28 protein-coding genes and 1 tRNA gene are annotated in these 26,877 nt (G+C 51.8%); 15 read left to right on the top strand and 14 right to left on the bottom strand.

Going from position 1 to position 26,877, the window contains the following annotated elements; genetic code table 11:
• Positions 1 to 240: 240 nt before the first annotated feature.
• The 7 genes from H8S18_RS11325 to H8S18_RS11295 all read right to left on the bottom strand — a co-directional run bounded on the left by H8S18_RS11325 (position 241) and on the right by H8S18_RS11295 (position 8,084).
• Positions 241 to 966, bottom strand: coding sequence for an alpha/beta hydrolase (locus H8S18_RS11325; RefSeq protein WP_186858387.1), 726 nt, complete (start codon positions 964 to 966; stop codon positions 241 to 243).
• Positions 967 to 985: 19 nt separating this feature from the next.
• Positions 986 to 1,894, bottom strand: a complete 909-nt coding sequence (locus tag H8S18_RS11320) for a DUF5996 family protein (RefSeq protein WP_186858386.1) — start codon at positions 1,892 to 1,894, stop codon at positions 986 to 988.
• Between the two features lie 100 nt (positions 1,895 to 1,994).
• Positions 1,995 to 2,159, bottom strand: a complete 165-nt coding sequence (locus H8S18_RS11315) for a FeoB-associated Cys-rich membrane protein (protein ID WP_186858385.1) — start codon at positions 2,157 to 2,159, stop codon at positions 1,995 to 1,997.
• Between the two features lie 6 nt (positions 2,160 to 2,165).
• Positions 2,166 to 4,163, bottom strand: coding sequence for a ferrous iron transport protein B (gene feoB / locus H8S18_RS11310; RefSeq protein ID WP_186858384.1), 1,998 nt, complete (start codon positions 4,161 to 4,163; stop codon positions 2,166 to 2,168).
• Complete coding sequence (locus H8S18_RS11305) at positions 4,160 to 4,441, bottom strand: FeoA family protein (RefSeq protein WP_186858383.1); 282 nt, start codon at positions 4,439 to 4,441, stop codon at positions 4,160 to 4,162. The genes feoB and H8S18_RS11305 overlap by 4 nt, the downstream gene beginning before the upstream one ends.
• Before the next feature lie 446 nt (positions 4,442 to 4,887).
• Positions 4,888 to 5,679 (bottom strand): YdcF family protein, encoded by a 792-nt coding sequence (locus H8S18_RS11300; protein ID WP_186858382.1) that lies wholly within the window; start codon positions 5,677 to 5,679, stop codon positions 4,888 to 4,890.
• A gap of 509 nt (positions 5,680 to 6,188) precedes the next feature.
• Entirely contained in the window at positions 6,189 to 8,084 is a 1,896-nt protein-coding gene (locus H8S18_RS11295) for a fructose-1,6-bisphosphatase (RefSeq protein WP_186858381.1), read from the bottom strand.
• Between the two features lie 156 nt (positions 8,085 to 8,240).
• Here H8S18_RS11295 and H8S18_RS11290 point away from each other — a divergent pair, with 156 nt between their 5' ends.
• The 3 genes from H8S18_RS11290 (at position 8,241) to H8S18_RS11280 (ending at position 11,179) form a co-directional block, all read left to right on the top strand.
• Positions 8,241 to 9,983 carry a bifunctional homocysteine S-methyltransferase/methylenetetrahydrofolate reductase gene (locus H8S18_RS11290; protein WP_186858380.1) on the top strand — a complete coding sequence of 581 codons (1,743 nt, stop codon included), beginning with the start codon at positions 8,241 to 8,243 and terminating at the stop codon, positions 9,981 to 9,983.
• Positions 9,980 to 10,774, top strand: coding sequence for a dihydropteroate synthase (locus H8S18_RS11285; protein WP_186858379.1), 795 nt, complete (start codon positions 9,980 to 9,982; stop codon positions 10,772 to 10,774). The genes H8S18_RS11290 and H8S18_RS11285 overlap by 4 nt, the downstream gene beginning before the upstream one ends.
• Positions 10,775 to 10,837: 63 nt before the next feature.
• Positions 10,838 to 11,179, top strand: coding sequence for a TIGR04076 family protein (locus tag H8S18_RS11280; protein WP_186858378.1), 342 nt, complete (start codon positions 10,838 to 10,840; stop codon positions 11,177 to 11,179).
• Positions 11,180 to 12,069: 890 nt separating this feature from the next.
• Here H8S18_RS11280 and H8S18_RS11275 read toward each other — a convergent pair.
• Positions 12,070 to 12,246 carry an Arc family DNA-binding protein gene (locus tag H8S18_RS11275; protein ID WP_186858377.1) on the bottom strand — a complete coding sequence of 59 codons (177 nt, stop codon included), beginning with the start codon at positions 12,244 to 12,246 and terminating at the stop codon, positions 12,070 to 12,072.
• A gap of 126 nt (positions 12,247 to 12,372) precedes the next feature.
• Here H8S18_RS11275 and H8S18_RS11270 point away from each other — a divergent pair, with 126 nt between their 5' ends.
• The 10 genes from H8S18_RS11270 to H8S18_RS11225 all read left to right on the top strand — a co-directional run bounded on the left by H8S18_RS11270 (position 12,373) and on the right by H8S18_RS11225 (position 20,496).
• Positions 12,373 to 12,915 (top strand): SLOG family protein, encoded by a 543-nt coding sequence (locus H8S18_RS11270; protein ID WP_186858376.1) that lies wholly within the window; start codon positions 12,373 to 12,375, stop codon positions 12,913 to 12,915.
• A gap of 108 nt (positions 12,916 to 13,023) precedes the next feature.
• Positions 13,024 to 13,797, top strand: a complete 774-nt coding sequence (locus H8S18_RS11265) for a metallophosphoesterase (protein ID WP_186858375.1) — start codon at positions 13,024 to 13,026, stop codon at positions 13,795 to 13,797.
• A 24-nt stretch (positions 13,798 to 13,821) separates the two neighbouring features.
• Positions 13,822 to 15,078 (top strand): diaminopimelate decarboxylase, encoded by a 1,257-nt coding sequence (locus tag H8S18_RS11260; RefSeq protein ID WP_186858374.1) that lies wholly within the window; start codon positions 13,822 to 13,824, stop codon positions 15,076 to 15,078.
• Positions 15,079 to 15,088: 10 nt separating this feature from the next.
• Positions 15,089 to 15,832 (top strand): hypothetical protein, encoded by a 744-nt coding sequence (locus H8S18_RS11255; protein ID WP_186858373.1) that lies wholly within the window; start codon positions 15,089 to 15,091, stop codon positions 15,830 to 15,832.
• Between the two features lie 13 nt (positions 15,833 to 15,845).
• A complete protein-coding gene (locus H8S18_RS11250; protein ID WP_186858372.1) occupies positions 15,846 to 16,265 on the top strand; it encodes a hypothetical protein in 420 nt (139 codons plus the stop codon).
• A 6-nt stretch (positions 16,266 to 16,271) separates the two neighbouring features.
• A complete protein-coding gene (gene srtB, locus H8S18_RS11245) occupies positions 16,272 to 17,090 on the top strand; it encodes a class B sortase (protein ID WP_186858371.1) in 819 nt (272 codons plus the stop codon).
• 8 nt (positions 17,091 to 17,098) lie between these two features.
• Positions 17,099 to 17,998, top strand: coding sequence for a 1-phosphofructokinase (gene pfkB / locus H8S18_RS11240; protein WP_186858370.1), 900 nt, complete (start codon positions 17,099 to 17,101; stop codon positions 17,996 to 17,998).
• A 353-nt stretch (positions 17,999 to 18,351) separates the two neighbouring features.
• On the top strand, positions 18,352 to 19,050 hold the full coding sequence (gene deoC, locus H8S18_RS11235; protein WP_186858369.1) for a deoxyribose-phosphate aldolase: 699 nt from the start codon (positions 18,352 to 18,354) through the stop codon (positions 19,048 to 19,050).
• A 19-nt stretch (positions 19,051 to 19,069) separates the two neighbouring features.
• Entirely contained in the window at positions 19,070 to 19,990 is a 921-nt protein-coding gene (gene rbsK, locus H8S18_RS11230; RefSeq protein ID WP_186858368.1) for a ribokinase, read from the top strand.
• An 11-nt stretch (positions 19,991 to 20,001) separates the two neighbouring features.
• Positions 20,002 to 20,496 (top strand): RbsD/FucU domain-containing protein, encoded by a 495-nt coding sequence (locus tag H8S18_RS11225; RefSeq protein ID WP_186858367.1) that lies wholly within the window; start codon positions 20,002 to 20,004, stop codon positions 20,494 to 20,496.
• A gap of 418 nt (positions 20,497 to 20,914) precedes the next feature.
• Here the strand turns inward: H8S18_RS11225 and H8S18_RS11220 are convergent, their stop codons facing one another.
• Positions 20,915 to 21,307 carry a Fur family transcriptional regulator gene (locus tag H8S18_RS11220; protein WP_186858366.1) on the bottom strand — a complete coding sequence of 131 codons (393 nt, stop codon included), beginning with the start codon at positions 21,305 to 21,307 and terminating at the stop codon, positions 20,915 to 20,917.
• A gap of 158 nt (positions 21,308 to 21,465) precedes the next feature.
• On the opposite strand from H8S18_RS11220, the gene H8S18_RS11215 reads away from it, so the two are divergent.
• The gene (locus tag H8S18_RS11215; protein WP_186858365.1) at positions 21,466 to 21,672 is read left to right on the top strand and encodes a heavy-metal-associated domain-containing protein; all 207 of its coding nucleotides are present in this window, start codon (positions 21,466 to 21,468) and stop codon (positions 21,670 to 21,672) included.
• On the opposite strand, the gene H8S18_RS11210 is transcribed toward H8S18_RS11215, so the two are convergent.
• The 5 genes from H8S18_RS11210 to H8S18_RS11190 form a co-directional block, all read right to left on the bottom strand.
• Positions 21,651 to 22,190, bottom strand: a complete 540-nt coding sequence (locus tag H8S18_RS11210) for a phosphatase PAP2 family protein (protein ID WP_186858364.1) — start codon at positions 22,188 to 22,190, stop codon at positions 21,651 to 21,653. The two genes, H8S18_RS11215 and H8S18_RS11210, sit on opposite strands and share 22 nt — an antisense overlap.
• A gap of 331 nt (positions 22,191 to 22,521) precedes the next feature.
• Positions 22,522 to 23,643, bottom strand: a complete 1,122-nt coding sequence (locus H8S18_RS11205; RefSeq protein WP_186858575.1) for an aldo/keto reductase — start codon at positions 23,641 to 23,643, stop codon at positions 22,522 to 22,524.
• 34 nt (positions 23,644 to 23,677) lie between these two features.
• A complete protein-coding gene (locus H8S18_RS11200) occupies positions 23,678 to 24,823 on the bottom strand; it encodes an aldo/keto reductase (protein WP_186858363.1) in 1,146 nt (381 codons plus the stop codon).
• Complete coding sequence (locus tag H8S18_RS11195; protein ID WP_186858362.1) at positions 24,820 to 25,257, bottom strand: DUF1893 domain-containing protein; 438 nt, start codon at positions 25,255 to 25,257, stop codon at positions 24,820 to 24,822. The genes H8S18_RS11200 and H8S18_RS11195 overlap by 4 nt, the downstream gene beginning before the upstream one ends.
• Positions 25,250 to 25,807, bottom strand: a complete 558-nt coding sequence (locus H8S18_RS11190) for an ECF transporter S component (protein WP_186858361.1) — start codon at positions 25,805 to 25,807, stop codon at positions 25,250 to 25,252. Before H8S18_RS11190 ends, H8S18_RS11195 begins: the two co-directional genes overlap by 8 nt.
• Before the next feature lie 480 nt (positions 25,808 to 26,287).
• Here H8S18_RS11190 and H8S18_RS11185 point away from each other — a divergent pair.
• Positions 26,288 to 26,364 (top strand) — tRNA-Arg (locus H8S18_RS11185).
• Positions 26,365 to 26,877: the final 513 nt, after the last annotated feature.

Genomic DNA, 26,877 nt, shown 5'->3' with positions numbered 1-26,877 from the left:
TTCCCAAAATTCACAGGCATCCATGTCGCAGTTCCGCGTTCTGAGACGTGGATAACAGTGCCCGCTGTATACCTCTTGGTAAATGTTATTTTTGCGTTTCATATGGTGCTGGACAAAATACCTGCATCCGCCGCATGATTTTATTTTTTCCATCTAAATTTTCCTCCGGATATAGTATAACAATTCCGGAAAGAAAAGTTTATGTGCGATGAAATAACATTTTATATTTCCCAGATATCATTACCCCTGCATCCACTCCATGATTTGCCGTACAGCGGTCTCCTGCTGCTTTGCGGGAGGGATCGCCGCCCCGCCGTCTCCGTCCTGCGCGCCATAGCTGCCGAATCCCGCGTGGTTGCCGCCCTCGATTTCATAGAAAATGGTATCGCGGGGGAAGAAGCGCAGCGCTTCGTCATATTTCCCGCGGTTCAATACGCCGTCGTTTGAGGCGGTGAGGGAAAGGGCCTTCAAGCCGCTTGCGGAAAGATCGGTGTTGGGGTAGGACGCAAGAAATACAACGCCCGAAATACGGTCGTCCTTCGCGGCGTAATCCGCCGCCATCACGCCGCCGAGCGAATGTCCGCCGATGATCCATGTTTTGATCTCCGGGTGCGCGTCGATCACGCTCCCTGCGCCTCCGCTGTTAAATACCGCAAGGTCAAACGGCATCTTTACGATCACGGAAAGGATGCCCTCGTCTGCCAGCCCGTGTGCAAGCTGCGCATAGGCTTCCGCATCCACTTTTCCTCCCGGATAGAAAATAAAGCCGGTGCTGTGCGGATTTTCAGCAGGCGTGAAGGTGATCCCGCTTCCGGTATTTGCCACCGTTACGCCGTCCGTATCTGAAAGCGCCCACAAGGCTTCATCCGCCGCCGTGTGGTTGCCGGCCAACAAGTAAATGAACATTGCGGCGGCAATCACGATCGCAACTGCAATAATAATTTTCAGGAGATGTTTCTTTTTCATAAGACCTGCCCGGAATATTTTACTTCCACGAAGGGATGGTAAGCGGCTGTGTAAACCAGTCGATGCACTCCCAATTTTCGTGCTTTGTCACCTTGTCAAACGCATTGCGGAAGAATTCGCGGATCGCGGTCGCGGGATCAGGATAGGAAAGCGCGTCCTCGAGCGAGAAGAAATATTCCATTTTTTGCGGACTCCAGATTGCCTTATCCGGCGCAACGCCCTGCGCGGCCATATCGTCCTTGATGAAGGGATAGGGCATGATAAAAAACGAAGGGTTTGCGAGATTGCCGTCCCCGGCCCAAAAACCAAATTCCATAAACTGCTCGTCGAATCCGTTCACTTCGATCACACCGCTGCCCGGGTAAGGACTTGGCTTGCCGGAGAAAAGAATCGCTGAAACGTCAAACGTGCCCCAAAAAAACGAAGGGAGCACCTTTTTTCCGCGGAAGGGCGATGTAAAATCGAGAAGTGCACTGTAGGCATAGGCGTACATCTGGAAAAAATCACGGGCGGCGCAGCCGTCGTAATCCCTTTTATCGGTATCGTCATAAAAAGGGACTCTTGTTCCCATTTCCTGCGGGACCTCGTTGATTGCCGTATCACACATCAGCGTGCCCAACATTTTTTTGAAATCGTTGTAATATTCGCTTACGGATGTGTTGTTGCGCAGCGAAAAACCGGCGGTATCGCCCGAAATCGTTTGTGCGAACACAGTGGATGTGTCGAGGTTGAGCGCGATCGCAAAGCTGCGTTCACCGTAGGGAATGAGGCCCGTCGTCAGCCCCTGTGGGGTAAGGTGCAGCACCACATGCCCCCATTCGGGCTGTGCGGGCATGCGCGCAAGCTTTACTTTGCCCATCATCTGCGCTGCCATGTGCAGCGTATACGCCGTCTCTGTCCATTCGTTATAATTGATTACTTTTACCATAAAAAACCTCCTGAATTTAATTGTTTTGGAGGCTCATTCGTCGCAACACACGCCGTTTGGCTCGTCTTGCTGTATGTACTATGCGCTTCGAAAACATCTTTTAGGGCTTCTTCTCGTCCGCGTGCGGGCAATTTGCACAGCCGCTGCGGCTCCGGTTGCATTCGCTGCAGCCGATGCATTCGCCTTCTTTGCGCTTTTTTACAATATACGTGACGGCCACGGCAACCGCAGCCGCAATCACGATCATTAAGATAATATCTGCCATATTCCGTTACCCGCCTAGAAATAGTGAGCCAACCTGGAAAATAATGAACGCGACCACCCAGGCCGCAAGGGTCTGGTAAATAATCGTGAGCACCGCGTTTTTTCCGCCCAGCTCGCGCTTTGTCGTTGCGACTGCGGCAATGCATGGCATATACAGCAGAACAAATGACAGGAACGAGTATGCGGAAAGCGGCGTGAAAAGCGTTGTCAGCATCTGTTCGCCTCCGGTCAGCACCGACAATGTACTTATAACCGTTTCTTTGGCGGTTAAACCGGTAATGAGCGCGGTAGAAGCCTGCCAGTTGCCAAAGCCAAGCGGCGCGAAGACGGGTGCAATGGCCTGCCCAATACCCGCGAGGATGCTTTGGCTGTTGTCCGTCACAAAATTGAACTGGAAGTCGAACGACTGTAAAAACCAGATGACGATGCTTGCGAGGAAAATGATGGTGAACGCGCGCACCAGGAAATCCTTGGCCTTCTCCCACATGTGCAGCAGCACGCTTTTGGGGGAGGGCAGGCGGTAGGCGGGCAGTTCAAGTACGAATGGTACAGGATTGCCCTTGAAAAGCGTCTTTTTGAACAATAAGCCGGTCAAAATGGCAACGGCAATCCCAAGCAGGTAAAGCGAAATCATCACAAGCGCCTGGTTCTGCGAAAAAAACGCGGCGGTAAACAGCGCATAAATGGGCACCTTGGCTCCGCACGACATGAATGGCGTAATCAGTATGGTAAGCTTTCGGTCCCGTTCGCTCGCCAGCGTCCGCGCAGACATAATCGCCGGAACGCTGCACCCGAAACCGATCAGCATGGGTACAAAAGAGCGCCCCGAAAGGCCGATCTTCCGCAGGGAACTATCCATTACGAAAGCGACGCGCGCCATATATCCCGAATCCTCGAGGATTGAGAGAAAGAAGAATAGAATCAGGATCACGGGCAGGAAGGAAAGAACCGTGCCGACGCCCGTAAATACGCCGTCGATAACAAAAGAATGCATCCACAGGGAAACGCCCGCGCCCGTAAGCGCGGTATCCGCCGCATTCGTCACAAAGGCAATGCCTTCTTCAAACGCGCCCGACAAAAAGCCGCCGATGGGGCCGAACGTCAGGTAAAAGATGAACCCCATAATGCCGATAAAAATCGGAATTGCCCAGATTTTATGGGTGAGGATCCTGTCAATTTTTACGGAACGCTGCATTTCGCGCGTGCCGCTTTTTTGGCTGACGCAATCGTCGTATAATTGCTCGATAAATTGGTAACGCATATCGGCAAGAGCCGCCTCGCGGTCGGTGCCGGCGCCTTCTTCCATCTGGTCGATGATGTGTTGCAAAATGTCTTTGTCCGATTCGTCAAGTTCGAGCGCTTCTTCAAGGGGCGCGTCGCCCTCGATCAATTTGGATGCCGCAAACCGCGCGGGATAGCCCGCCGCCGCGGCATGATCCTCGATCAGGTGTTTGGCGGCGTGCAGCGCCTTGTGCACCTCGCCTTCACAGAAGTCTGTGCGTTTGGGGAGCTGGTGCGCCTTGATTACGCGGCGCAGTTCCTCTACCAGTTCCTCTACACCCTGGTTTTTGGCGGCAGAGATCGGCACGACGGGCACGCCGAGCTCCTCGCTTAATTTTTTGATATCAATAGTAATGCCGCTGGCGCGCACCTCGTCCATCATGTTGAGGGCAATGACCATCGGGTGTCCAAGCTCAATCAGCTGCAATGTCAGGTAGAGGTTGCGCTGCAGGTTCGTCGCATCCACAATGTTGAGGATTGCGTCGGGATTCTGTTTGATGATAAAATCACGCGAAACGATTTCTTCGGGTGTGTAAGGGGAAAGAGAATAGATGCCGGGCAGGTCCACGACGGACATATCCTTTTCGCCCTTGATCCGGCCTTCCTTGTGTTCCACCGTAACGCCGGGAAAATTGCCCACATGCTGGCTCGAACCCGTGAGCTGGTTGAATAACGTGGTTTTGCCGCAGTTCTGGTTCCCGGCAAGCGCAATTAAAATGCTCATGCGGTACACCCTCCCCTGCGGCGGCGGTTGCGCGCACATTCCTGTGCCGTACCGCCGGTCAGCAGTTCGATTTCGGCAGCGTCTTCCTTGCGGAGTGTGAGCTGGTATCCGCGGATATGAATTTCAATCGGGTCGCCGGACGGCGCTGTTTTCTGTACCATAACGCGCGTGCCGGGTGTAAGCCCCATCTCGAGAAGGCGCCGCCGAAGCGCGCCTTGCCCGCCCACCGAGCGGATCACGCCGGATTCGCCGGGTTTCAATTGATCAAGTGTTTGCATGTTGGACCGACCTCCCGGCATTAGCCGTAGCTAATGCCAATCCGTAAAAGAGGAGTTTCAATCCCCATTTATTGAAACTCCTGCCATTCTCCTGCATCTAATGGTACTGTAAAACAGATTTATTGTCAATCGGGACAAGGATTTTCACAAAAAAAATGTAACCGTTTTGGATACGGCAGGGTAATATAAGTAGAAAGGCCTTTCAATATAGGAAGGAGAACGCTATGGATAAAAACGAATGCGATCTGGAAACGCTGTTTAAAAACGTATATCCCAAAGCTTACCGTGCCGCAAAATCCATCTGTCTGAGCAGACACATGGCGGAAGATGCTGTTTCTGAGGCGCTTGTGCGGATGATGAATGCTCAAAAACGCGGGTTGGTCTTTGGCGGCGGGGAACGTTATTTCCTGAAGATCGTTGTCAATGAAAGCAAACGGCTATGCGTTTTACGTGATCCCCACCCCGAACACATACGTCGCAAGCAGGGCGAGCGATTCGCGCATATAGGCCGGCGGCGCGGTATAAATCAGCGTCCGCCACGCAAGGCCGTGTACATCCGTCATGCCCACGTGTTCCGCGTTGAGGTATCCGCGCAGGATGTGGAAATCATTGGTGACAAATACGGTCGAATATGTTCCTTCGCCAAACCGTTCGTCAAGGATCTCTTTGGAATTGGCAAAATTTTGATGCGTGTTGCGTGACTGGTCTTCCACCAGGATGCGGCTTTCGTCGATTCCATGGCTGATCAGGTACTCACGCATGGCATGTGCTTCGGGAATATCCTCCTGCGGCCCCTGCCCGCCGCTCACCACAATTACAGCGTCCGGATTCCGCCGCGCATATTCCATTGCCGTATCCAGCCTGCGCGCGAGCGTATCGGAAGGCTCTTTGCCCTTTAAAGCCGCGCCGAGCACAAGCACCGCATCCGCGTTTTCCGGCGGGGAAGTCTGTGCGGCGTTCACCATTATAATACTGAATATAGAGAAAACGGCGATCAAAAAGAGATAACCGGCGATAAAAATCCATTTGACTACTTTTCCCACGCCGTGCCGAAACCAGCGGTTGAAAAAAGGCGCGAAAATTCCATAAATCAAAAGCGGCAGCCCAAACAAGCCGGGCAGGGCATTGCCGAGGTTGAAGTTGTTCATACTGAGCAGCACCCCGGAATAAGCCACGAGCAGCAGCCCGAGGACCAGCAGTATGATGCGCAGCAGTTTTCCGTTTCGTTTCTTTTCCATAAACCAGCCCCGTTTTTCCTGTTATGATACAGGGACGTAAAAGTGATGTCAACCAAATACGGCGGATGTTAATGAAACGTTAAGATTAATACCGCTTAACCATGCGGAAAAAGCGGTATTTGTTAGACATTTTTATATGCGGTTCAGGTTTTGCGTTAAATAATCCTTATCCTTCGCTGTGTATACGTTCGCGGTAAAAGCATAATTTGTGTGCCCCATAAGCTGCTGTAGTGCAAGCGTATCAGCACCCTTTCTCGGCACTTATGCGGTGTTTTTTTCGGGATGTGCAGTCTTTCCAAAAGCGGACAATAAATTTTAGCGTGTTAACGGCCAACAGGACAAATTGGCTACCTCAATCAAACTGCCTATGTAAGCGAAGCCCAAAACAATCCCAATAGTGCTTTCCAGCGAATTTGCTTCCGAAAACCCGTATAGATAAAATAAACGCCGGGGATGAAGCCAAACCCTAAGAATGACGCAGGGGATGTCCCCAATGCCGTCCAGTACGGTTATTTTTCCTTCACAATACCCTCGCGGTATGCGGTAAGAAGGGCGGTGAGGTCGTCGATGTCCTGCTGGAGCGCGCGCCCGACGTCCGTTTCGCCCACTGTGATGCGGGCCTGCGCCGTATCGAACACCACATAAGTGGAGAGAATGTCTTTATTGCTCTTTACCGCGTCCGAAAGACCGGGGAACGGTTCATGGGAAACAAGGCGGATGCCGTAAGAATTGTAAAACATCGTATATCCTGCGATGCCCGTTTGCTCCTGGTACGCCCGGCAGAACCCGCCGTCGATCACAATGGCCTTGCCGCCGCCACGCACGGGAAGCTCGCCTTCACGCACGCGCACGGGCACATGTCCGTTTACAATATGCGAATATTGCCCCGTAAGCCCGAATTCCGCAAGGATTTTCACGCACATGTCCGGATCCTCGATAAACTGGTAATAGGGATCCTTTTCTTCCTGCCACGCCGCTTTATCGTCAATAAACATGCGCTCGAAGGTGGCGATTTTTGAACGCCCGAATAATGGGGAACGCCTGCCGCACCATAAATACCACAGGAAATCCCTGCCATACTGCCGCGCCGCCGTCCCTTCCTTGGCATAATATCCCTGCCGGGCGAGCGCGTCCGCATAGTCCATCAGCGCTTTGCCGGAAAGCTTTCGTTCCCCAGTGTCGAATTCGTAAAACGCGCCGTCTTCCGTCATGGGAATGCATCCGTGAAACAGCAGGTTTCCATTGAACGTGAGGTAGAGGCTGCCCTGCGAAAAGAGGAATTTCACATGCTTCTGGAGTTTTTCGCTCTGCGTGAACGAATAGATCAGCTGCGCCACTACGTCCGCTTCTTCGGGCGTGAGGTCGTAAGGATGCTCCGGATCCACGGTGGGGAAGTCGTGGTCGTTCAGGCCATACTTTATGCCGTCCACCGTCACCGTCATATCTGAAAAATCGATTTTATCCAGCAGCAGCCGGTCCTCCATGCCATATTCCGGGTGCCGCATAATCACCTGCCCTTCCAACTTGAACTGGATAATGGCAATGGCCTTGTGCATGTGGTCGAGAAGGTCGGTGTCGTCAGTATAAGTTTCCTGCGCAAACAGGGCAAGCGGCCGCAGGTTGATGCCGTAAGCCGTTTCCACGAAATCGATGTTAGAGTATTTGGTGCTGATGTTCAAAACGCACGCAATGCACGCCCCGCTTCCGGCGGCGGCGCCCATCCACAGGATGTCGTGATTGCCCCACTGGATGTCCACCGCGTGATGCGCCATCAGCTTGCCTAAGATCACGTCCGCGTGCGGCCCCCGGTCAAACACATCGCCCACAACGTGCAGGCGGTCCACCACAAGCCGTTTGATAACGGACGCAAGCGCAATGATGAACGCGTCTGCGCGGCCAATATCCGTGATGGTGGAAATAATATGCTCGTAATAGCCCTGTTTGTCCTTGTCGTCTGCCGAGGTATGCAAAAGTTCGTCGATAATGTATTCAAAATCTTTGGGCAGCGCTTTCCTTACCTTGGAACGCGTATACTTGGAGGCGCACAGGCGGCACACCTCGATCATGCGGTACAGCGTGATCTGGTACCATTCGTCGTCAATCTCCCGGCGCAGCTCCTCCAGCTTGCGGTCCGGGTAATAGATCAGCGTGCACAGCTCGGTGCGCTCCCGGGTAGACAGCGTCTTCTCAAACAGGCGGTCCACCTTTTCGCGGATCACGCCCGATGCATTGTTCAGGATGTGGCAGAACGCTTCATCTTCCCCATGGATATCGCTCACAAAATGTTCCGTGCCCTTCGGCAGATTGAGAATGGCATTGAGGTTGATGATTTCCGTGCACGCCGCCTGCACGGTAGGATATTTTTGCGATAGCAGTTCTAAATATTTCAGGTCTGTTCTTGACATGGCTTCTTTCTTCCCTGGAGTCTGGTGTTTTGGAACCGTTTCCTGTTCACATTTTATGTATAGTTTAACCTAAAAATTGTGAAATAGGAATGAATTTTATCAAATTCTTGTGCTGAAATTATGATATAATGGCGTAGACATAAAAAGGAGTGACCAATGAACCTGTTTCAAAAGGAAGAAATCCTGCTTTTCGACGGCGCAATGGGAACCTACCTTGCCCAGCAATACGAAGGCGGGATCAGGAAGTGTGAATTCAATAACGCGGAACACCCGGAGCGCGTAATAAAAGCGCACCGGGAATATATCGCGGCGGGTGCGCAGGCTATCAAAACGAATACCTTCGGGGCCAACACGCTCTCTATGGGTGCGGATGCGGAAACCGTGCTGCGCGCCATAGACGCCGGATGCGCGTGCGCGCAGGAAGCCGCGGACGGCAAGGCGCTGGTGTTTGCGAGCATGGGGCCTATCCTCTATGACGATCAGGAATTGTGCGACGCGGAGCGCCGCAGCATCATAGACCGCTTTCTTGCAAACGGTATAACGGGCTTTTTGTTCGAGACTTTTGCGCAAGCGCCTGTCCTCATCCATGCAGCCCGGTATATCAGGGAAAAATGCCCGGATGCCTACGTGATCTGCGAGTGCACGGTCAGCCCGGACGGATATACGCAGAGCGGCATTGCCGCACAGGGCATTGTGGATGCAATGAAAGACGTGCCGGAAATAGACGCCTGCGGCTTTAACTGCACATGCGGCCCAATGCATATGGCGCATATTGCGGAAACAACCAATTTTTATGGGAAAACGGTTTCCATTATGCCGAATGCCGGCTATCCGACGGTGGAAAGCGGACGTACTGTGTTCAAAAGCACACCGGATTATTTTGCGGACCAACTGCGCAAGAGCTATCTGGCGGGGGCGCGTATCCTCGGCGGATGCTGCGGCACCACGCCCGCGCATATCCGGGCGGCGCGGGAAGTCCTTGCACAGCCTGCACAACCCTCTGGCAGAACGTGCGAAACGGCAAAAATCCCCATTGCCAAACATAGGGAAGCGCCGCCTGTGCCGGCGGGCAAGCCCGTTGCCGTGGAGCTCGATTCTCCACTCGATGCGGACGGCTCGTTTTTTGTGGATGCGGCGCGCAGGCTTAAAGAGGCAGGCGCGGATTATATTACGGTGGCGGACTGCCCCATTGGGCGGGCGCGTGCCGACAGCAGCATGCTTGCCGCCATGCTCAAAAACCAATACGGCGTGGAAGCGCTGCCGCACCTCACCTGCCGGGACCGGAATTTAAATGCGTCCAAGGCACTGCTTTTGGGCCTTTCCATGCAGGGCGTGCGTAATGTGCTCGTGGTGACGGGCGACCCCATTCCCAATAACCGCAGGGGAGAGATCAAAAGCGTATTCCAGTTTAATTCCGTGCTGTATGCGGATTTTATCCGTGACCTCAACCGCACGGTGTTTGCCGAAAAGCCTTTCCGCATCATGGGTGCGCTCAACGTGAATGCAGCGAACTTCGATGCGGAGCTTCGCCGCGCGCAAAAAAAGGAGCAGGCAGGCGTCACATGCTTTCTCACACAGCCGGTGTATGGCCGGCGGGCGGCGGATAACCTTGTCCGGGCAAAAGAGGCGCTGTCAGCCGACCTGTGGGCGGGCATTATGCCTGTGGTGAGCTATAAAAACGCCTGTTTTATCAATAACGAGCTTGCGGGAATCGAAATTCCCGCGGACCTGTGCGAGCGGTTTAAAAACGCGGATAGGGAACAGGCGGAAGAAATCGCGGTGGAAGCCGCGCTCTTGGCGGCAGACCTGATTCGGGATACGGCGGATGGCTATTACGTTATCACACCGCTGCGGCGCGCGGATGTTGTGTGCCGTATTGTAAAGGAGCTGAAAACATGATTATCATCGGAGAGAAACTCAACAGTTCAATTCCATCCACCCTGAAGGGGCTGAACGAAAAAAGCGAAACGTTTGTCACGGAACTGGCGCGGCGCCAGGCGTGCGCAGGCGCGCGCTATCTTGACCTCAATACGGGCATGTGCGAAAATGAAAGCGAAATGCTGGTATGGGCGGCGGAGCTTGCGCTTCGGGCCGCGCCGGAATGCGCGCTCATGGCGGATTCCACAAATCCGTATGCACTGCGCCGCCTGTTTGAAAGCATGGCGCTTCCCGGTGCGGTGATTAATTCCGTAACGCTCGAGGAAGAACGGCTTGCGGGCGTATTGCCGCTGGTGCGGGAGTTCAAAACGGGAATCGTCGGCATGCCCGTAGGCGGGGACGGCATTCCCAAAACGGCGGAAAAGCGGGTGGAAAATGCGCGCAGGCTAATTGGCCTTCTGCGCGAAAACGGTTCGCGGGATGAAGAGATTTATATCGACATTGTGGTCGAGGCGGCCGCAACCGGTTGGGATGCGCCCGCCGCAGCGCTCGAGGCTGCGCAGGCCTTGCGCGCCGAGTTCCCAAAGGTGCATTTGCTGGCGGGCTTATCCAACGTGTCCTTTGGCCTCCCAAAGCGCGGGATTATCAACCAGGCATTCCTTGCCTGCGCAATGGTGCAGGGGGTAGATACGGCGATTATGGATATTACAAATCCGGCGATGGCGCTTCACCTGAAAGCGACGGAGATGCTGCTCGGCCGGGATGAATACTGCGCTGGGTATCTCGAAGCCTACCGGCGAACGGAAGAATAAGAAAGACCGCGCAAAACGGGAATGCCGTTTTCACGGCGGTATGACAGGAAAGGGTGGTTCAATATGAAAAAATGCAAAATTACGGTTCTCAAAAAAACATTTGACGAAGAGCTGGCGCGCGAATATGGCGTTGAAGGCCTCGCGGCCTGCCCAATGCTGCGGGAAGGACAGGTTTTCTATGCTGATTACGCGAAACCGGAAGGTCTTTGCGACGAAGCGTGGAAAGCCATTTACCAGTATGTGTTTGCGCTTTCCCATGGTGCGGGAAACGAGCTTTTCTATTATGGCGACTGGATCAGGAAACCGGGCGTTGCTATTTGCAGCTGCAACGACGGCCTGCGTCCTGTCATCTTCAAGATCGAAGCCACAGACGAAGAATCGAAAATCGATTACGAGCCGGTATAAAATCCCAAAGCCCGGAAAACGTCCCTGCCGTCAAGACGGGGATATTTTTTAGCCGCTTTCCGGCACTAAACCGCCATGCGGATAGAAAGTGCGGCAGATACCGCGCTCCTCAGCAGAAGCGGAACCATGCCGGCGATATAGCCTGCATCGCTGCCGAGGCGGTAATAAAAAATATAGTAAAGAAGCGAAACCGTTGCCGCTATGCCGATGACAATGGCAAAAACAACCGATATTTCGCGGGAGAAAGTAAAGCGCGTTGACCACCGAAAGAGCGAGCACGGTTCAGCCGACGATCAGGAACAGCTCTACCGTTACCGGACGGTTAAATAAAAACAGCGTGATTGCCAAAAGGATGAAATATGTGGCGATGCCGCCATAAAATCCATTTTCCGGGGAAGAGGGAGCCGCTTACCGCCGCCGTGGCGATGCCGTGAACCGAAAGGATAACTCTCAGAATCCCGGAAATAAAAGCGGGAACCAGCAGCCAACCCACTTTCATTCTGTGGACGGCTTCGCCCGGATGAAAAGCAAGCAGCCACCACGCGAGGTAAAACGCGCAGCAAACGGCAAGCAAAATATTGCCCCGGAAGATCTGTTTTGTGGGCAGGTCAAAACTGGAAAATATAAAGACACACCTTCTCTCGGGAAAATCCCGCCATTACGGAATTATAACCGTTCCAGATTTCCCTTATAAAGCCGGTCAATTACTTCAAACCTGACATCCGTCAACTACGCGAGCTTGTTGCGCGTCATTTGCTTTTTATCCATGATTTTATTAGCTTTCACAAGGATCTTTCCGTAATCTTTAAGTATTGTGACAGAATTATAATTTTTTCATCATAAACTGCCTCATGAATAGTCTATCCTGATAGTTACGTCTTAGTGTTTTTTCATTCCGCAGTTGTCTTAATTGTCCCATTCTTTTCCTCATAGGCGCAGACATATTCCGAAATAATAAATTCAATTTCTTTATTCGCAGAGCGTTTATTTTTCTCTGCAATCACTTTGATCTTTTCCAAAAGCTCTTCCGGTATTCTAAGAGAAAAAGGAGAGAAGTAATTACCCATTTTTTGACCCCTTCCGTTTGCTATCAATATCATATCTTTTTGCATTCGAAATATAAGAAATCAAAATGATTGCTTTTTGATATCATATGATGTATGCTATATAAAAATATATTTTGGATAATCCTGATGAAATTAATCATTAAAAAAGAGAACACCAAAAAAGAGAACACCTGCTGCTTCACCGGTCCGCGCCCGCATAAACTGCCCTTCCTCGCAAACGAAACCGATGTGCGCACCTTTTGCCTGCGGGAAAAAATCGAGGCCGCGGTAATCGATGAAATCATTCAAAATCACTGCGATACGTTTCTGTGCGGTATGGCGCGCGGCGTGGATATGCTGTGCGCAGGCATTGTTTTGAGTCTAAAGAAAATTTACGGGAATGACATCAGGCTTGTGTGCGTCTTGCCCTGCCTTTCGCAAGCGCAGGCATGGCCAAAGGAAGCGCAGGCACGCTACAAAAGTATCCTCTCGCAGGCGGATAAAAACATTCTGCTGCAAAGGGAATATACGGAAGGCTGCCCGGCCGCGCGCAACCGCTTTATGGTGGAGCACTCGTCCCGGCTGATTGCCGTATATGATGGGGCGTCCGGCGGAGGAACGAAATATACCATCGATTACGCACGCGGGCGCGGCAGGTTTGTTACGGTCATCGACCCGTTTCTCACCTGAACGGAATTCACAAAATATTAACGTCCGGGAGGGCGCGATTCAGTGGTATTCTGTTGAATCCGCGCCGTTTTTATACTATAATTGAACTCTAAGGCAAAAGGAGCAACAATGTTCAATAACAATACGGTAGTAACGGTCCCCTATGGGATTTTAAGCGATAAAGTAGAAAACGGAATTGTGGTAGCCCACCTTTCCGATCTCCACGAGAAGGAATTCGGGCAGGATAACGGCCAGTTGTTTGAAAAGGTGGAGAGCCTCGCGCCGGACCTCATCGCCGTCACGGGCGATATGGTGGCGCACGAGAACCAAAAAGAGATCGATGCGGTTTATACACGGCGCTTTGCGCGCGGCCTTGCTGATATTGCCCCCGCTTATTTTGTGACGGGCAATCACGAGCGTAACTTCGGCGGGCGCGTCGAATATATTATGGAAGACTGCGGCGTCCGGGTGCTGCACGCGGGAGATATGGCCCATGTCACCGTGGGAAAAAGCGAAGTCAATCTTTCAGGGATGGATGATGTCTCGTTCGACCATGTGGATGTGCTGGAATCGGTACGCGTGTTCGAAGGGGAGCGCGCGGGCTTTAATATCTTCCTTGCGCACCGTCCGGAATATTATCCGCTGTACCTTCACAAAAATATTGACCTTGTGCTTTCGGGGCATACCCACGCCGGGCAGATCCGTTTCCCGAAAATTGGGACGATCGCCATGAACGGGCAGGGTTTCCTGCCCAAATATGTGCAGGGCGAATTCACGGACGGCGCGACTACAATGATTATCAGCCGCGGCCTCGGGGCGAGCGGCTACCCAAAAATCAGGATCAACAATCCGCCGGAACTGGTAGCGGTATATATCGAGCCAGACCCGGGCGAGTTGCAATAAAGTTTAGAGTAAGAGGAATTCAAGATGGAAAAGAAACCGTTTGTCACAAAGGAGAAACTGGAGGAAATTGCGGCAAAATATCCCACGCCTTTTCACCTGTATGATGAAAAAGGCATCCGGGAAAACGCGCGGCGCATGAATCAGGCTTTTTCGTGGAACAAGGGCTTCCGCGAATATTTTGCAGTCAAGGCGACGCCCAATCCGGTCCTGATGAAAATTCTCAAAGAGGAAGGGTGCGGGGTAGACTGTTCCTCCTATACCGAACTGATGCTTTCGGATGCGTGCGGTTTTGGCGGGGCGGATATTATGTTCTCTTCCAACGATACGCCGCCGGAAGATTTCAGGCTGGCAAAAAAGCTCGGCGCGATCATCAACCTCGACGACCTCACGCATGTAGAGTTTTTAAACGAGGTTGCGGGTATCCCGGAAACCATCTGCTGCCGGTATAACCCGGGCGGGACGTTCCGCACTGCCAACGGCATCATGGACAACCCGGGCGAGGCCAAGTACGGTATGACGTACGGCCAGATGGCGGAAGCCTACCGGAAACTCGGGCAGCTTGGTGCGAAACGCTTCGGGATCCATGCGTTTCTTGCGAGCAATACCCAGACCGAAGAATACTATCCCGAGCTTGCGCGGATTTTGTTTGAACTCGCGGTGAAATTGCGGGATAAAACGGGTGCGGACATTCGCTTCGTCAATCTTTCGGGCGGCGTGGGCATTCCCTATACGCCGGACGGCGAACCTGTCGATATCCTTAAGGTGGGCGAAGGCGTGAAGGAAGCATTCCGCAGGGTGCTGGAGCCTGCGGGCATGGGCGATGTCGCCGTGTTCACGGAGCTTGGGCGTTTTATGCTGGGGCCGTACGGGTGCCTTGTGACGCGCGCTGTGCATGAGAAGCATACCTATAAGGATTATATCGGGGTGGACGCGTGTGCGGCCAATCTCATGCGCCCGGCTATGTACGGGGCTTACCACCACATCACGGTCATGGGCAAGGAAGATGCGCCCTGCGACCATAAATACGATGTGACGGGCGGGCTGTGTGAAAACAACGATAAATTTGCGATTGACCGCATGCTGCCTAAAATTGATAAAGGAGATCTGCTCGTGCTGCACGATACGGGCGCGCACGGCTTCTCTATGGGATATAACTATAACGGAAAGCTCCGGAGCGCGGAAATACTGCTGAAAGAAGACGGCAGTTTCGAACTCATACGCCGCGCGGAAACGCCGGAAGACTATTTTGCAACGCTCGATTTCCTGAATTTATTCGGGTAACAGGAGAACCATGAAAAAAACCGCGATTGCCATCTTGCTTCTTCTGGCGCTTTTCCTGTGTTCCGCATGCGGCTTGGTGCGGAATGCGGCTCTGGCCGTGCTCTCCGAACACGAAGGCGCGCCCGGGTATTCCGGCCTTCCGGAGTTGCCTGTGGAGAACACAATGGTTCCCGTACGCGCTGCGGAAGCGGACGAAGCGGATGAGGAAGTTCTTGCCTTTTTTGATGAGATGATCGATACGGAAGGCCTTCTGGGTTCACAGCCGGCGCTGCGGGCCGGGGATGTAGAAGGGAGCTATTCGCTTTCAGACGGCGGTTTTTACGTGAAAGATACGCCTTTTATGGGAAAAGACGGAACCGTTGCCTTGGGTTTTAACCTTGCGGGCATTAACAATGCGGTAATTTATAGCTATACGGCGGATGCAGGCGGCATCACGCCCGAGCAGGTTTTGAAAGAATACAAAAAGCTGTATGAAACATTGCAGGTAAAATATGGAAAGGCTGCCTCCCACGAATGGTTTGTCAGCCAGTCCGTTTCGCTGGACGGATTGTATCCGGCAGGGGAATTTGAAGACGGCGACGTTACGGAAGCCGTGCGAAACGGCAATGTGGCCGCTTTCCATTATTCGTGGAACCGGGTGGGCGGCAACGTCATGACCGCGTGGCTGCTCCTGGAGCGCGGCGGGGCCTATACGGTGGGGCTTACGTACGACAAAACGGGAGACGCAGTCCCGCGCAGTTCCGCGTCAGTATGAAAGGGGAATATTTATGGGATTATTCCGTAAGAAGATTTCTGAGGAACAACTCAGCACGGTAAAACGGCTCCTGAAAGAAGCGAACGAATGTTCGCGGGTAGCCAATGAAGCGGTTACGGCCCGGGTGTTTTTTGAGAATTATCACGGGCTGGAACAAAAATTGCGTGAATTGACCGATTACGAAAAATATGGAGTGTTTAAAGGTAATTTACCGTCGCAGAATTTAAACCAGATCGAGTCGAATTTTCAGAACGACCTGAATCTTTTCCTCCAGCGCAGTTATCTGCACCTGAAGGAGAAGACCGAAAAAATGGACGAAGACGGGGCGCGGCGCGAACGCGAAAAATATTTTCGCAGCATGGAAGAATATAAAAACGAGTTTAGTACATACAACGGCAAATTGCTGAAAGATATGGAAAAACAGAACGGATAATTTTTTATGGGAGAAAACAAGGGAAGAAAAGTCGGGGAAGACCCGGGCACAGAAAAAGAGCGAAAAAAAGGCGGCTCGAAACTGCTGCCGTGGATTATTATCATAGTCTCCGCGGTGGTGCTTGTTTTTGCGCTTTTACAGATTTTTGATATCGGCGGGGAAAATATTGCGAGCTGCCAAGGATATGAAACGCTGCGGAAGGTTGCAACGGGGGAAACGGAAGCGACGCAGGGCGGCGCGGCTTCAAACGCTGTAGACCCGCGCAGCCGCAAGATTGATTTCGATGCGCTGCGCGCAGTGAATGAAGATATTATCGGGTGGATCTATATCCCGAATACGGATATCGATTACCCAGTGACAATAGGGGAAGACAACGATTATTATATCTCCCACAGCGCGGACAGGAAAGAAAACCGCGCCGGGGCAATTTTCCTCGATTACCAGAACGAACCGGATTTTTCAGATGCGAACACTGTGATTTACGGGCACCGCATGAATGACGGCTCTATGTTTGCGAGCCTGCATAAATTCGAAGATGAAGCGTTTTTCCGTGAAAACAGGTACGTATACCTCTACCTGCCCGGCGGCACGGTAAACGTGTACGATATTTTCGCTGCAAACGTCGTAGGGGAGACGGACGAGGCCTACACCCGGAGCTTCGCGGACGATGACGCGTTCCTGGATTATCTGACGAAGATGAAAAATCGTTCCGCCGCTGCGTTCAATCGGGAGTTTACCGCACAGGATAGGATCATCACGCTCTCCACGTGCGTCCAGTATGAGGATGAAAACCGTTATATTGTGCAGGCGGTGTTGGAGCGATAGGAGGCTTTATGATTTACACGGTCACATTTAATCCGGCGCTCGACTACATCATGTATATGGACGGCCTGCACGCGGGCGGGGTAAACCGCGTCCGCTCGGCAAAAATATTATGCGGAGGCAAGGGAATCAACGTATCGTGGGTTCTGCACAACCTTGGGATCGAGAGCGTTGCGCTCGGGTTTGTCGCGGGTTTTACGGGACGGGAGATTGAACGCATGCTGCGGGAGCACGGGGTCTGTACGGATTTTGTGCCTCTGGGGCATGATCGGTCGCGCATCAATGTCAAGCTTGTAGCAGGCGAGGAAAGCGACCTCAATGCACCGGGGCCGGAGATCCGCCCCGCGGATATGGAAGCGTTTTTCAAACGGATGGACGGCATCGCAGAAGGCGATACGCTCGTACTCGCGGGCAGCCTTCCGGCGGGGCTGCCGCAAAACACATACAGCGAAGTGCTTATGCGCGCAGGCAGGGCAAAGTGCGTGGTGGATACCACGGGGAACGCCCTGCGTGCCGCGCTTCGGTACCGGCCGTTTCTCGTGAAGCCAAACCACCATGAACTTGGAGAGCTATTCGGCAGGGAATTGGAAACAGAAGAGGAGATTGCGCACTGCGCCGAAAAACTCCGGCAGGAGGGGGCGCAAAATGTGCTTGTCTCCATGGCGGGCCGGGGCGCACTGCTGGCGGCGCAGGACGGGAGGCTCTACCGGAGCGCCGCTCCCAAGGGAACGGTGCGTGGTTCCACCGGTGCGGGAGATTCCATGGTGGCCGGTTTCCTCGCGGGCTGCGAAACGGGAAAAGGTCTTGAATATGCGTTTCGTATGGGTGTTGCCGCAGGCAGTGCGAGCGCTTTTTCGGAAGAACTTGCCACACGGGAGGAAGTCTATGCGCTTTTGAAAGAATTGGGATAAAGAAAAGGCAACAATGCGGTTCGGTCCTTTGGGAACAGAACCGCATTTTTTTGTCTGGCAAAAATGGGAAGAGTATATTTTTTACCAGATTGCCGTCTGTGCCTGGTTTTGGGAATGACGGCAAATATGCCAAAGACCAGCTTTGCGGCTTTGCGCAAAAGTTTCCTCAAACGGAAAGAACGGCAAAAAACGATCTTTTAGAAAAAAATTCAATTTTTAAAAAATAAAAGAAAATAGTATCAAAAATAAAAAAATATCACTAAAGAAAAAGATTGCATTTAAAAAAGAGGTATGCTATGCTTAGCTTATGAAACGTTTCACGAAAAATAAATGAGAAAGAGCAGGAACCTAAAATGATTGATTTTAATGATAAGAAACAAGTAGCAAAAGCGATTCAATACACAAATGTAAATCCGAATCTTACGCGGGAAGGGCTTTTGAAGCACCTTGACACTTGCATGAAATATGACTTTGATGCCGCCATGGTTCCACCGTGCTTCGTAGCGCTTTCCCGTGAAGTGCTGAAAGGAACGGGCATCAAAGTTGCGACGACCCTGAACTTTCCCCAGGCGAACGACACCCTCGGCATGAAGTTGGCGGCGCTGAAGGAGTTGGCAAAGGTAGGACCGGATCAGTTCGATTTTCCACCCAACCCGGGACTTCTTGTAGGCGGATACGAGAAGGAATATTTTGAGGAAATGAAGCAGATTGCCGATCTTTCGCACGACAATGGAATCGTCGTCAAGGCCATGCTGGAATTTGGCTTCTTGGATGAGCAGCAGAAAGTTAAGGCCGCGCGGCTCGCATACGAGGCGGGGATCGACTGGGTGAAGCAGTCAAGCGGTTGGGGTGTCGGCGGATGCGCCGCAACGGTGGAGGATGTCAAAATTCTGAAAGAAAACATCGAGCCGCCCTGCCGCGTAAAGGTATCCGGAAAAGTAAATACGCTTGAAAAAATGAAAGCAATGTTCGAGGCTGGGGCGGAACTGGTCGGTACAAGTTCAGGGCCGGAAATATGCGATGGCCTTGAAGGAGATATCAACGCATATTAACGATAAGGAGGAACCCAGCATGAACGTTTGTATCATTGGAAGTTATTTAAAAGCCCTTGTAATGACTTCAGAACGCATTCCGGCGCCAGGAGAAACGCTCAATGGACGTGATTTCAGGGAATGTTACGGCGGTAAGGGATCGGATATGGCGGTACAGGCCGCACGCCTTGGAGCCAATGTTAGCTTTATCGGCGTGGTAGGCGACGACAATTTCGGCCGCGAATTTATTTCGTTGATGGAGGAAGAACATGTGGATACAAGCGGGATCCGCGTGGCGAAAGAACAGGAAACCGGGGTCGGACTTATCGTGAAAGACGAGCGGGCGCGCAATGTGATCGTGATTGACAAAGGTGCCAATAACCTGTTTTGCGAAAGTGATATTGATGCAAATATCGGCTTGATCCGCAAGGCGGATGTTGTGCTTGCACAGCTTGAGATTCCGGTGGAAACAGCGCTGTACGCTTTGAAAAAAGCAAAGGAACTTGGAAAAACCACGATCCTCAATCCTGCTCCCGCAGTAGATCTGATGGAGAACAAGCTGGATTTTGTCGATATCATTACGCCAAATGAGACGGAGGCAGGAATTGCGGCGGGAGAAAATGAAAAACTACAGCTCAGCCATGATGAAGCGGCGAAGCGTTTGCTTGGAACCGGTTGCAAAAAGGTCATCATGACGCTGGGCGGCAAGGGAGTAAGCATTTATACGCTGGAAAAAGAGGTTCATGTCCCGGCGTATAAAATAAAAGTGGTGGACAGCAACGGTGCGGGAGATTGTTTCAATGCGTCGCTTTCCGTGGCGATCGCCGAGGGAAGGAAGCTCCAAGATGCAGTGACTTTTGCAAACGCGACAGCAGGACTGTGCTGTACAAAGTGGGAGACCGTACCTTCCTATCATACAAGGAAAGAAGTGCTGGAATTTATGGAAGGATACGCCGTTTAAAGGAGGATACAATGAAACCCAATACAATATTGCATCCAGAGCTTGCAAAACAGCTTGCACTGTGCGGACATACGGATATCATATTAGTGACTGACGCAGGGTTTCCCATCCCGCGGGATGCCGTGCGGATAGACCTCGGTTACTATGACGGAAAAGCGGATGTGCTCGATATCCTGCGCATGCTGCGCAAAGAAATTTTTGTCGAGGAAGTAGGCTTTGCACCCGAAGTCAAAACGCACCATCCGGAACTTTATAGGAAGGTACAGAATATCTTTACCGCTTCGGGCGCGCTGTTCCGGGGAATTACCCATGAACAGCTGGTAGAAGAGATCGCTCCCCGGGTAAAGGTAGTCATACGCTCCGGTTCCCTCAATGCGTGGGCAAATTTTGCCCTTACGGCAAGCACGGATCCGTTTGCGTGGTTCACAGAAGAAGATATTACGGTTCTTCCCGCTTATATTGAGCGCAGGAACCGCATCTTAAATGGCGAAGTCCCCGAGCTGTAATATTCTGCGGCGGCGTATATGCGCAAGGCCCATCCCCCAAGGGGAACGGGCCTTGCTTTATAAAAAGAGGAAATGAAAAACTAAATTATCTTACTATTATTATTTTACACAAATTTTGTAAAATGAAAAGGAAAATCAGGTCAAATTTTTGTAAAATGTGAAAATTTTTCGAAAAATGATGTTCCATGGAGCGAAAAATTCCCAACAAATGCCGTCTGTTCCGGAACTTGCTTACCCCGGCATGGATGCCTGGAGCGGCGTCAGCGGCAGCCAAGCGAAAGAAAAAACGCAAAAGAATATTTCGGTTCCGGCATAGCTGGGGCTGTATCGCACACAAGATAAAAAACAAGCGTTTCCGACCCCCAATCATTTGCGGAAACGCCTGCTTTTTTAGATATATTTCTAACTGAAAGGCAATTTAGGAGGATGCCTTTGCAGATGAAGCACAATCTTTGCAAATCCCATAAAAAAGGATTGCGTGACCGGAAATCCGGCAGCCTGTCTTTTCCCCGACCTCCTCGTCAAACGCGGGAACATACTCCTTTGGAATATCTACCATTGCGCCGCATTTTTCGCAGAGCATGTGGTAATGCGGTTCGAGCGTAGCGTCGAAATGATCCGCGCCGCCCGGAACGGGAATTTTTATAAGCAGCCCGTTTTTCGCAAGCTGGTTCAGGTTCCGGTACACCGTTGCAAGGCTCAATTCCGGATGGTCGGGCTTCAAAAAGGAAAAAACTGCATCCGCCGTGGGATGTACCCTATTTTCCAATACGGTCTTCAAAATCAGTTCCCTTTGTTTCGAATAAATCATGCTGTTGCCTTTTCAAAGATCATAATTAAGAATAATAATTATTCTTAATTATGATTATACCCACTAAAATAAAAATGTCAATAGAAATTCGAATTTTTTGCATAAAATTTTTCAGTGTTGGTATATACAAAGAACAAACAAAAAAGGAGGCGGACGGCATGCATAGAATTATGAAGATTGAAGGAATGACTTGCGGACATTGCGCACAACGCGTGGAAAGTCTTTTAAACAAGATGGAAAACGTATCCGCAAAGGTCTATTTAGAAGAAAATGCCGCAGATGTAGATGCTGGGGCGGGTGTGAGCGACGAAGCGCTTCGCGCGGTCGTAGAGAACGCGGGATTTCAAGTGACGTCCATCGGATAAAGGGGGCGTGGCACTTCAAAACGGCGGATCAGCGCCATCGCCAAGTAGGCGCATCCGCAGCCAAGCAGCGCCCCGGCAAGCACGTCGGACGGAAAATGCACAAATACGTATACCCGTGAAAAGGAAATGAGGAGCGCGCAGACTGCCGCTGGGATTCGTGCGCTTTTCCCTGTGGCAAAGAGCACAGCCAGCGCGGCAAAGGATGAGGACGCATGGCCCGATGGGAAAGAGTAACCGGACGGCGGGGGAACCAAAAGGTCTGTTACGCCGTATTGCTGGAATGGGCGCGGCCGCATCACAAGGTCTTTTAGAATCACATTCCCAATCACATAGGTAAGGGCAACCGCAAAAAACAGCGTCATCCCCTGCCTGCGCGTCCGTTTATCAAGAAGCAGAAACAAGGTGGCAAGCAGCCAAATGAGTCCGGAATTCCCGGCGAGGGAAAAAGAAGCCATAAGCGCATCGAGGAATCCGCACGAAAAAGCGGCTGTGCTGAGCAGCATGGCTTGGTCGGGCATGGGGTTGTTCCTCCTTTCCGCATTCGAGTGCCATTATAATCCAATGGGAAAGCAAATGCACGAAACATTTTCTAAATAATTTCTTACAATCCGCTAAAGTGCGGCCATGCCTTTATAAGGAAACGGCGCGCTGAAAAGGCCGTTCAGCCTGCGTGCCGTGCCCGGCCGCCGTTAAAATGGCAAAACTATTTTGTGCTTTTTCTATTCGGGGCAAAAAGATGGCGGCTAAAACAAAGGAAGCTTTCGCTGCCGGCATAGGCGGAGGAGCGCGTTTAAACTGCACGAAAAAGCCCGGGAACACCGAAGTGTCCCGGGCTGTGACTCTCTGTAGCTATTCTTCAAATATGGAAGCAACCTCTTTGAGGTGCTCTATGATGCCGATATGCTGCGGACAGGCCTGTTCACATTGCCCGCAAGCGATGCAGTCCGACGCCTTGCCATAGAGTTTGGAATAGTTGTCGTAATAGACTGACTGCAAAGAAAATCCGGTTGACTTTGCCTGTTTTTGCTGGTTATACAGCGCGAAGTATTTGGGAATGGGAATGTTCTTTGGGCATCCTGCCACACAATATTGACAGGCGGTGCAGGGGATGGCAATAGACTCGTTGATAATACCGGCCACCTGCCGGAGTATTTCCTGCTCCTCCTGTGTAAGCGGCTGGAACTCACGCATATATCCGGTATTGTCGAGAAGCTGCGCCATGTTGGACATTCCGCTCAGCACCACTATTACGTTCTCGAGGCCAGCGGCAAAGCGGATGCCCCACGAAGGCACGGACCAGTCTGGATGAAAGTCGCAAAGCAGTTGTTCCGCCCTGGGGGGAACCTGCGCCAACATGCCGCCCTTGACTGGTTCCATCACGATAATCTTTTTGCCATGCTTTCGCGCGGTTTCGTAGCACAAACGGGATTGGATACTCTCGTTGTCCCAATCGAGGTAATTGATTTGCAGCTGGACGAAATCAACCTCGGGATGCTCGGTCAAAATGCGGTTCAAAAGTTGCGCGCTGTCATGAAAGGAAAAGCCGATGTTGCGGATATACCCTTCCTGCTTTTTGCGGGAAATAAAATGGAAGCTGTCCATTTTCTCAGCGGTTTCGTAATTTTTCACACCCAGATTATGCAGCAAATAATAATCAAAATAATCCACGCCGCATTTTTTAAGTTCTTCGTCAAAAATACGCTTCTGGTCATTTTTTTGCTTTAAACTGCTGATGGGAAGCTTGGTTGCCAACGCGAAACTGCCGCGGGAATGGCGTTTTACCAGCGTTTCCCGGATCGCACATTCGCTTTTCAGACCATGGTAGACATAAGCGGTGTCAAAGTATGTAAATCCGCGCTCAAGGAAAACGTCCACCATGCGCGAAACCGTAGCAAGGTCGATTGCTTCGGCATTGTCCGGGTCAAGCAGCGGAAGCCGCATAAACCCAAAACCTAATTTTTTCATGAAAATTCGCCTCTTTTTCCTGTTAAAGTATGCGGCGCGTTTATGCGCCAAAAATTTCTTTGGCCTGCTTCATATTTTCCCGGATGGCTACGCCAAACGGGCAGCGTGTTTCGCACGCGCCGCATGCGGTGCATTCCCCGGCGTGATGGGGAAGGGCGGCGTAGTGCTCGCGTACAGTTTCCGGAACCGTGCCTTGCGCCTTTGCAAGATTCAGGAATTTAGTTGCCGCCGCCACGTCGATGCCTTGAGGGCAGGGAGCGCAGTGGCCGCAATACATGCAATGGCCTTGCCAGCTGATTTTGGGAAAGGAGGCGAGCGCCGCCGCATAATCCTTTTCCCAGGCCCCAGCCGTTTCGTAGGCAAGGTCCGCCTCGAACTGTTCGCGGGAATGAACACCCGCAAATACCGTCGCCACGGCAGGGCGGGTGAGCGCGTAGTGAATACACTGGTTTACCGTCAGCGCGACTCCGGCTGGGGAATCGGAGGTCAGGAGATCGCCGCCGCCGAACGCCTTCATTACGGTGATACCGACGCCCGTACGCTGGCATGTTTCGTAAAGTGCCTCGCGGTCGGGATCCATATTGAAAAGCTCCGTTTCATAGCTTTCATCCGCCCATAAATCCTCAACATTGTCGCTTCCGGGCTGCAAATCGTAACAGGGATTGACGCTGAACATCAGCACACGGATCAGCCCGCTTTCCACGGCTCTTCGCGCTGCGATAGGGTTATGGCTGGAAAGGCCGATTTCCCGGATTTTCCCGGCGGCCTTCAATTCTTCAGCGTACCGCAGGATCCCACCGTTTTCAATGCTTTGCCATGCGTCTACAGTATCGACATAATGAATCATGCCGATGTCAATGTAATCCGTTCCAAGGCGTGCGAGCAAGTCGTCAAAAGCGAAACGGACTTCTTCCATTTTGCGCGTCCTTTTATATTGCCCATCCTGCCAAACGGTGCATAAATGGGCCTGCATCACAAAATCCTGCCTGTGCCCGCGCAGGGCCTTTCCAATCCTGCTCCGCAAGTCCGGATCAGGACTGTAGAGGTCCATACAGTTTACGCCATGTTCCCGGGCAAGGCCGAACATTTCATGGGTGAACGCTTCGTCCCTGTTGGAAAAGCCCTCGCATCCGAGGCCGATTTCGCTTACTTTTATTCCTGTACTGCCAAGCGTACGATAGTTCATAAATCCTCCTTCCGGCCATTTGCCAGGTGTTCCATTGTGGCCCTGATCGCGGTAAGCGCCTGCGTGGGATCATCTATCCGGGCGACGGCCTGTTCCATAGGGCATTGCCCGGTGCCCGTCCGGTTTTCGATGGAAGGAGTGAGTATGCCGTAGGAATGGCAGATTTTGTTCTGCCGCAATACTGTCACGGCAGGTTCGCTCATTACGGATGCGTATACTTCGCGCACCCCAGCCAACACAAACAAAAGGGCGGCAGCTTTGCCGATGATTTTATCCGCAGCCGAAAAACCGTTCAAATTTATGCCCGAAGAGAGGAATTCCACCAGAGGGGCGACGCCTGTTTTCCGGCTTGTATAAATGGTGTCTCCCTGCGTAAATACGCAGGAAAAGCCTTCCGCTTCCAGCAGCTTTTTTGCGCGCTCTATGTCACGCATGGCCTTTCTCCCGGTTCTCCAGCCAAAAGACGGCCAGCGGAATTAAGCACCATTGGAGAACAAGCCCTGGCAGTCCAGAGGCAATGGTTGTCCAGATCGAGCTTATAGACACGGCTTCGCTGCCCATACCATAGACTGCAATGAGGACGGCCGCCGCACGGATCGCCCGTCCGGCAATCTGTGCCAACAGGAGTTTTACGATAACAGGCATTTTGGTTTTTCCAAGCAATCCGGCCGCGAGGCCATATCCTGCAAGCTCAATCATCATAAATGGAACCATCCCGGCAACGGGCATGCCGGACAGAGCAAAACTCAGAAGCGGACTGAGCGCGCCTGCCACCGTACCGACGATTGGCCCCGCAATCAGCCCCACCAACAAGATAGGCAGGTGCATGGGCAGGAATACCTGGCCGAGGGATGTCCCCATGCCGGATACAGCGCCCAACACGTGAAAAAGCTGCGGCAAAGCCACCGCAAGCATGATAGCTGTCAGGATGGCTATGGATTTGGTTTTGATTGCTTCCTTTTGAAGCGCAATTGCATGTAACATGATATCAGCTCTCCTAAATGATTATTATGCTATAAGAGTACCATCTGGAGTGCACTCCAAGTCAAGAGGCATTTTTGTAATTTTAGGTTTTTCACCGCCTTTCGCCATAAAAGTATTGGCGAAAGGCGAACCCAAAGCTTGAAAGATATTGCAGCGGGGATGGTGCATAAGCGTATATGAACGGTGTCGCCCTGGCATAATAGCAAAGTGAAACGGGGACACAGAATAAATCAGGAGAAACTTTATAATGACAGGAGCTTCTCATAGTGTAGAAAACACAAATACACAACTGAAACGTTACCAGAAGAAGGAAAACCGTTTTCCGCTGTTGATATTGGGAAAAAATCCCTTCTCCAATACTGCAGCGATCCTGCCGCCAATGTGTAACATATCATTTGACAATGTATAAAAGATTTTAATCAAGCCGTTGACTTTTTCGAGGCTTTATTATACAATAATATAGCTTCAAATTTTATAGTTGTGCCAGTAGCTCAGCTGGATAGAGTGTTTGACTACGAATCAAAAGGTCGGGGGTTCGAATCCCTTCTGGCACACCAAATACCATTCTGTGCGCGAAGCGTACGGAATGGTATTTTTTATGTCATAGAGGATTCGAATCCCCGGGGGTTCATGCAAGCGCAAGCCAAAGGCGCAGCGCGCGCTATCCCTTCTGGCACACCACGTCGCGGTGGATTCCGCGATTATGATCCTCCAAGATTCCGAGGGGGATTTTTAATCGCTCCATCACCGCTCCTTCTCCCCAAAAAGGCACGCTTGGTTCGCCTGTTCGCTTGCGAGCGCGCTCACAATGGCTCTCTGTCGCTACCGCCTTTTCGGGGCCCCATTTCCGGCAATGTTAAACATCTATATTGTCAGTAATACACAGATACCATTCTGTGCGCGAAGCGTACGGAATGGTATTTTTATGTCATGGAGGATTCGAATCCCCGGGGGTTCATGCAAGCGCGCCAGGCGCACTGCTTCGGAAAAAGGTTTTCCTTGTTCTGTTTTTTCATTTAAATCAAAATTTCCCCTTGCGCCTGTTCCTCCATTCCGCGCAGATTCCACTA

The sequence above is a fragment of the Christensenella tenuis genome, from assembly GCF_014287795.1.
Taxonomy (GTDB): Bacteria; Bacillota; Clostridia; order Christensenellales; family Christensenellaceae; genus Christensenella; species Christensenella tenuis.
This window is presented reverse-complemented; position numbering and strand designations above follow the sequence as displayed.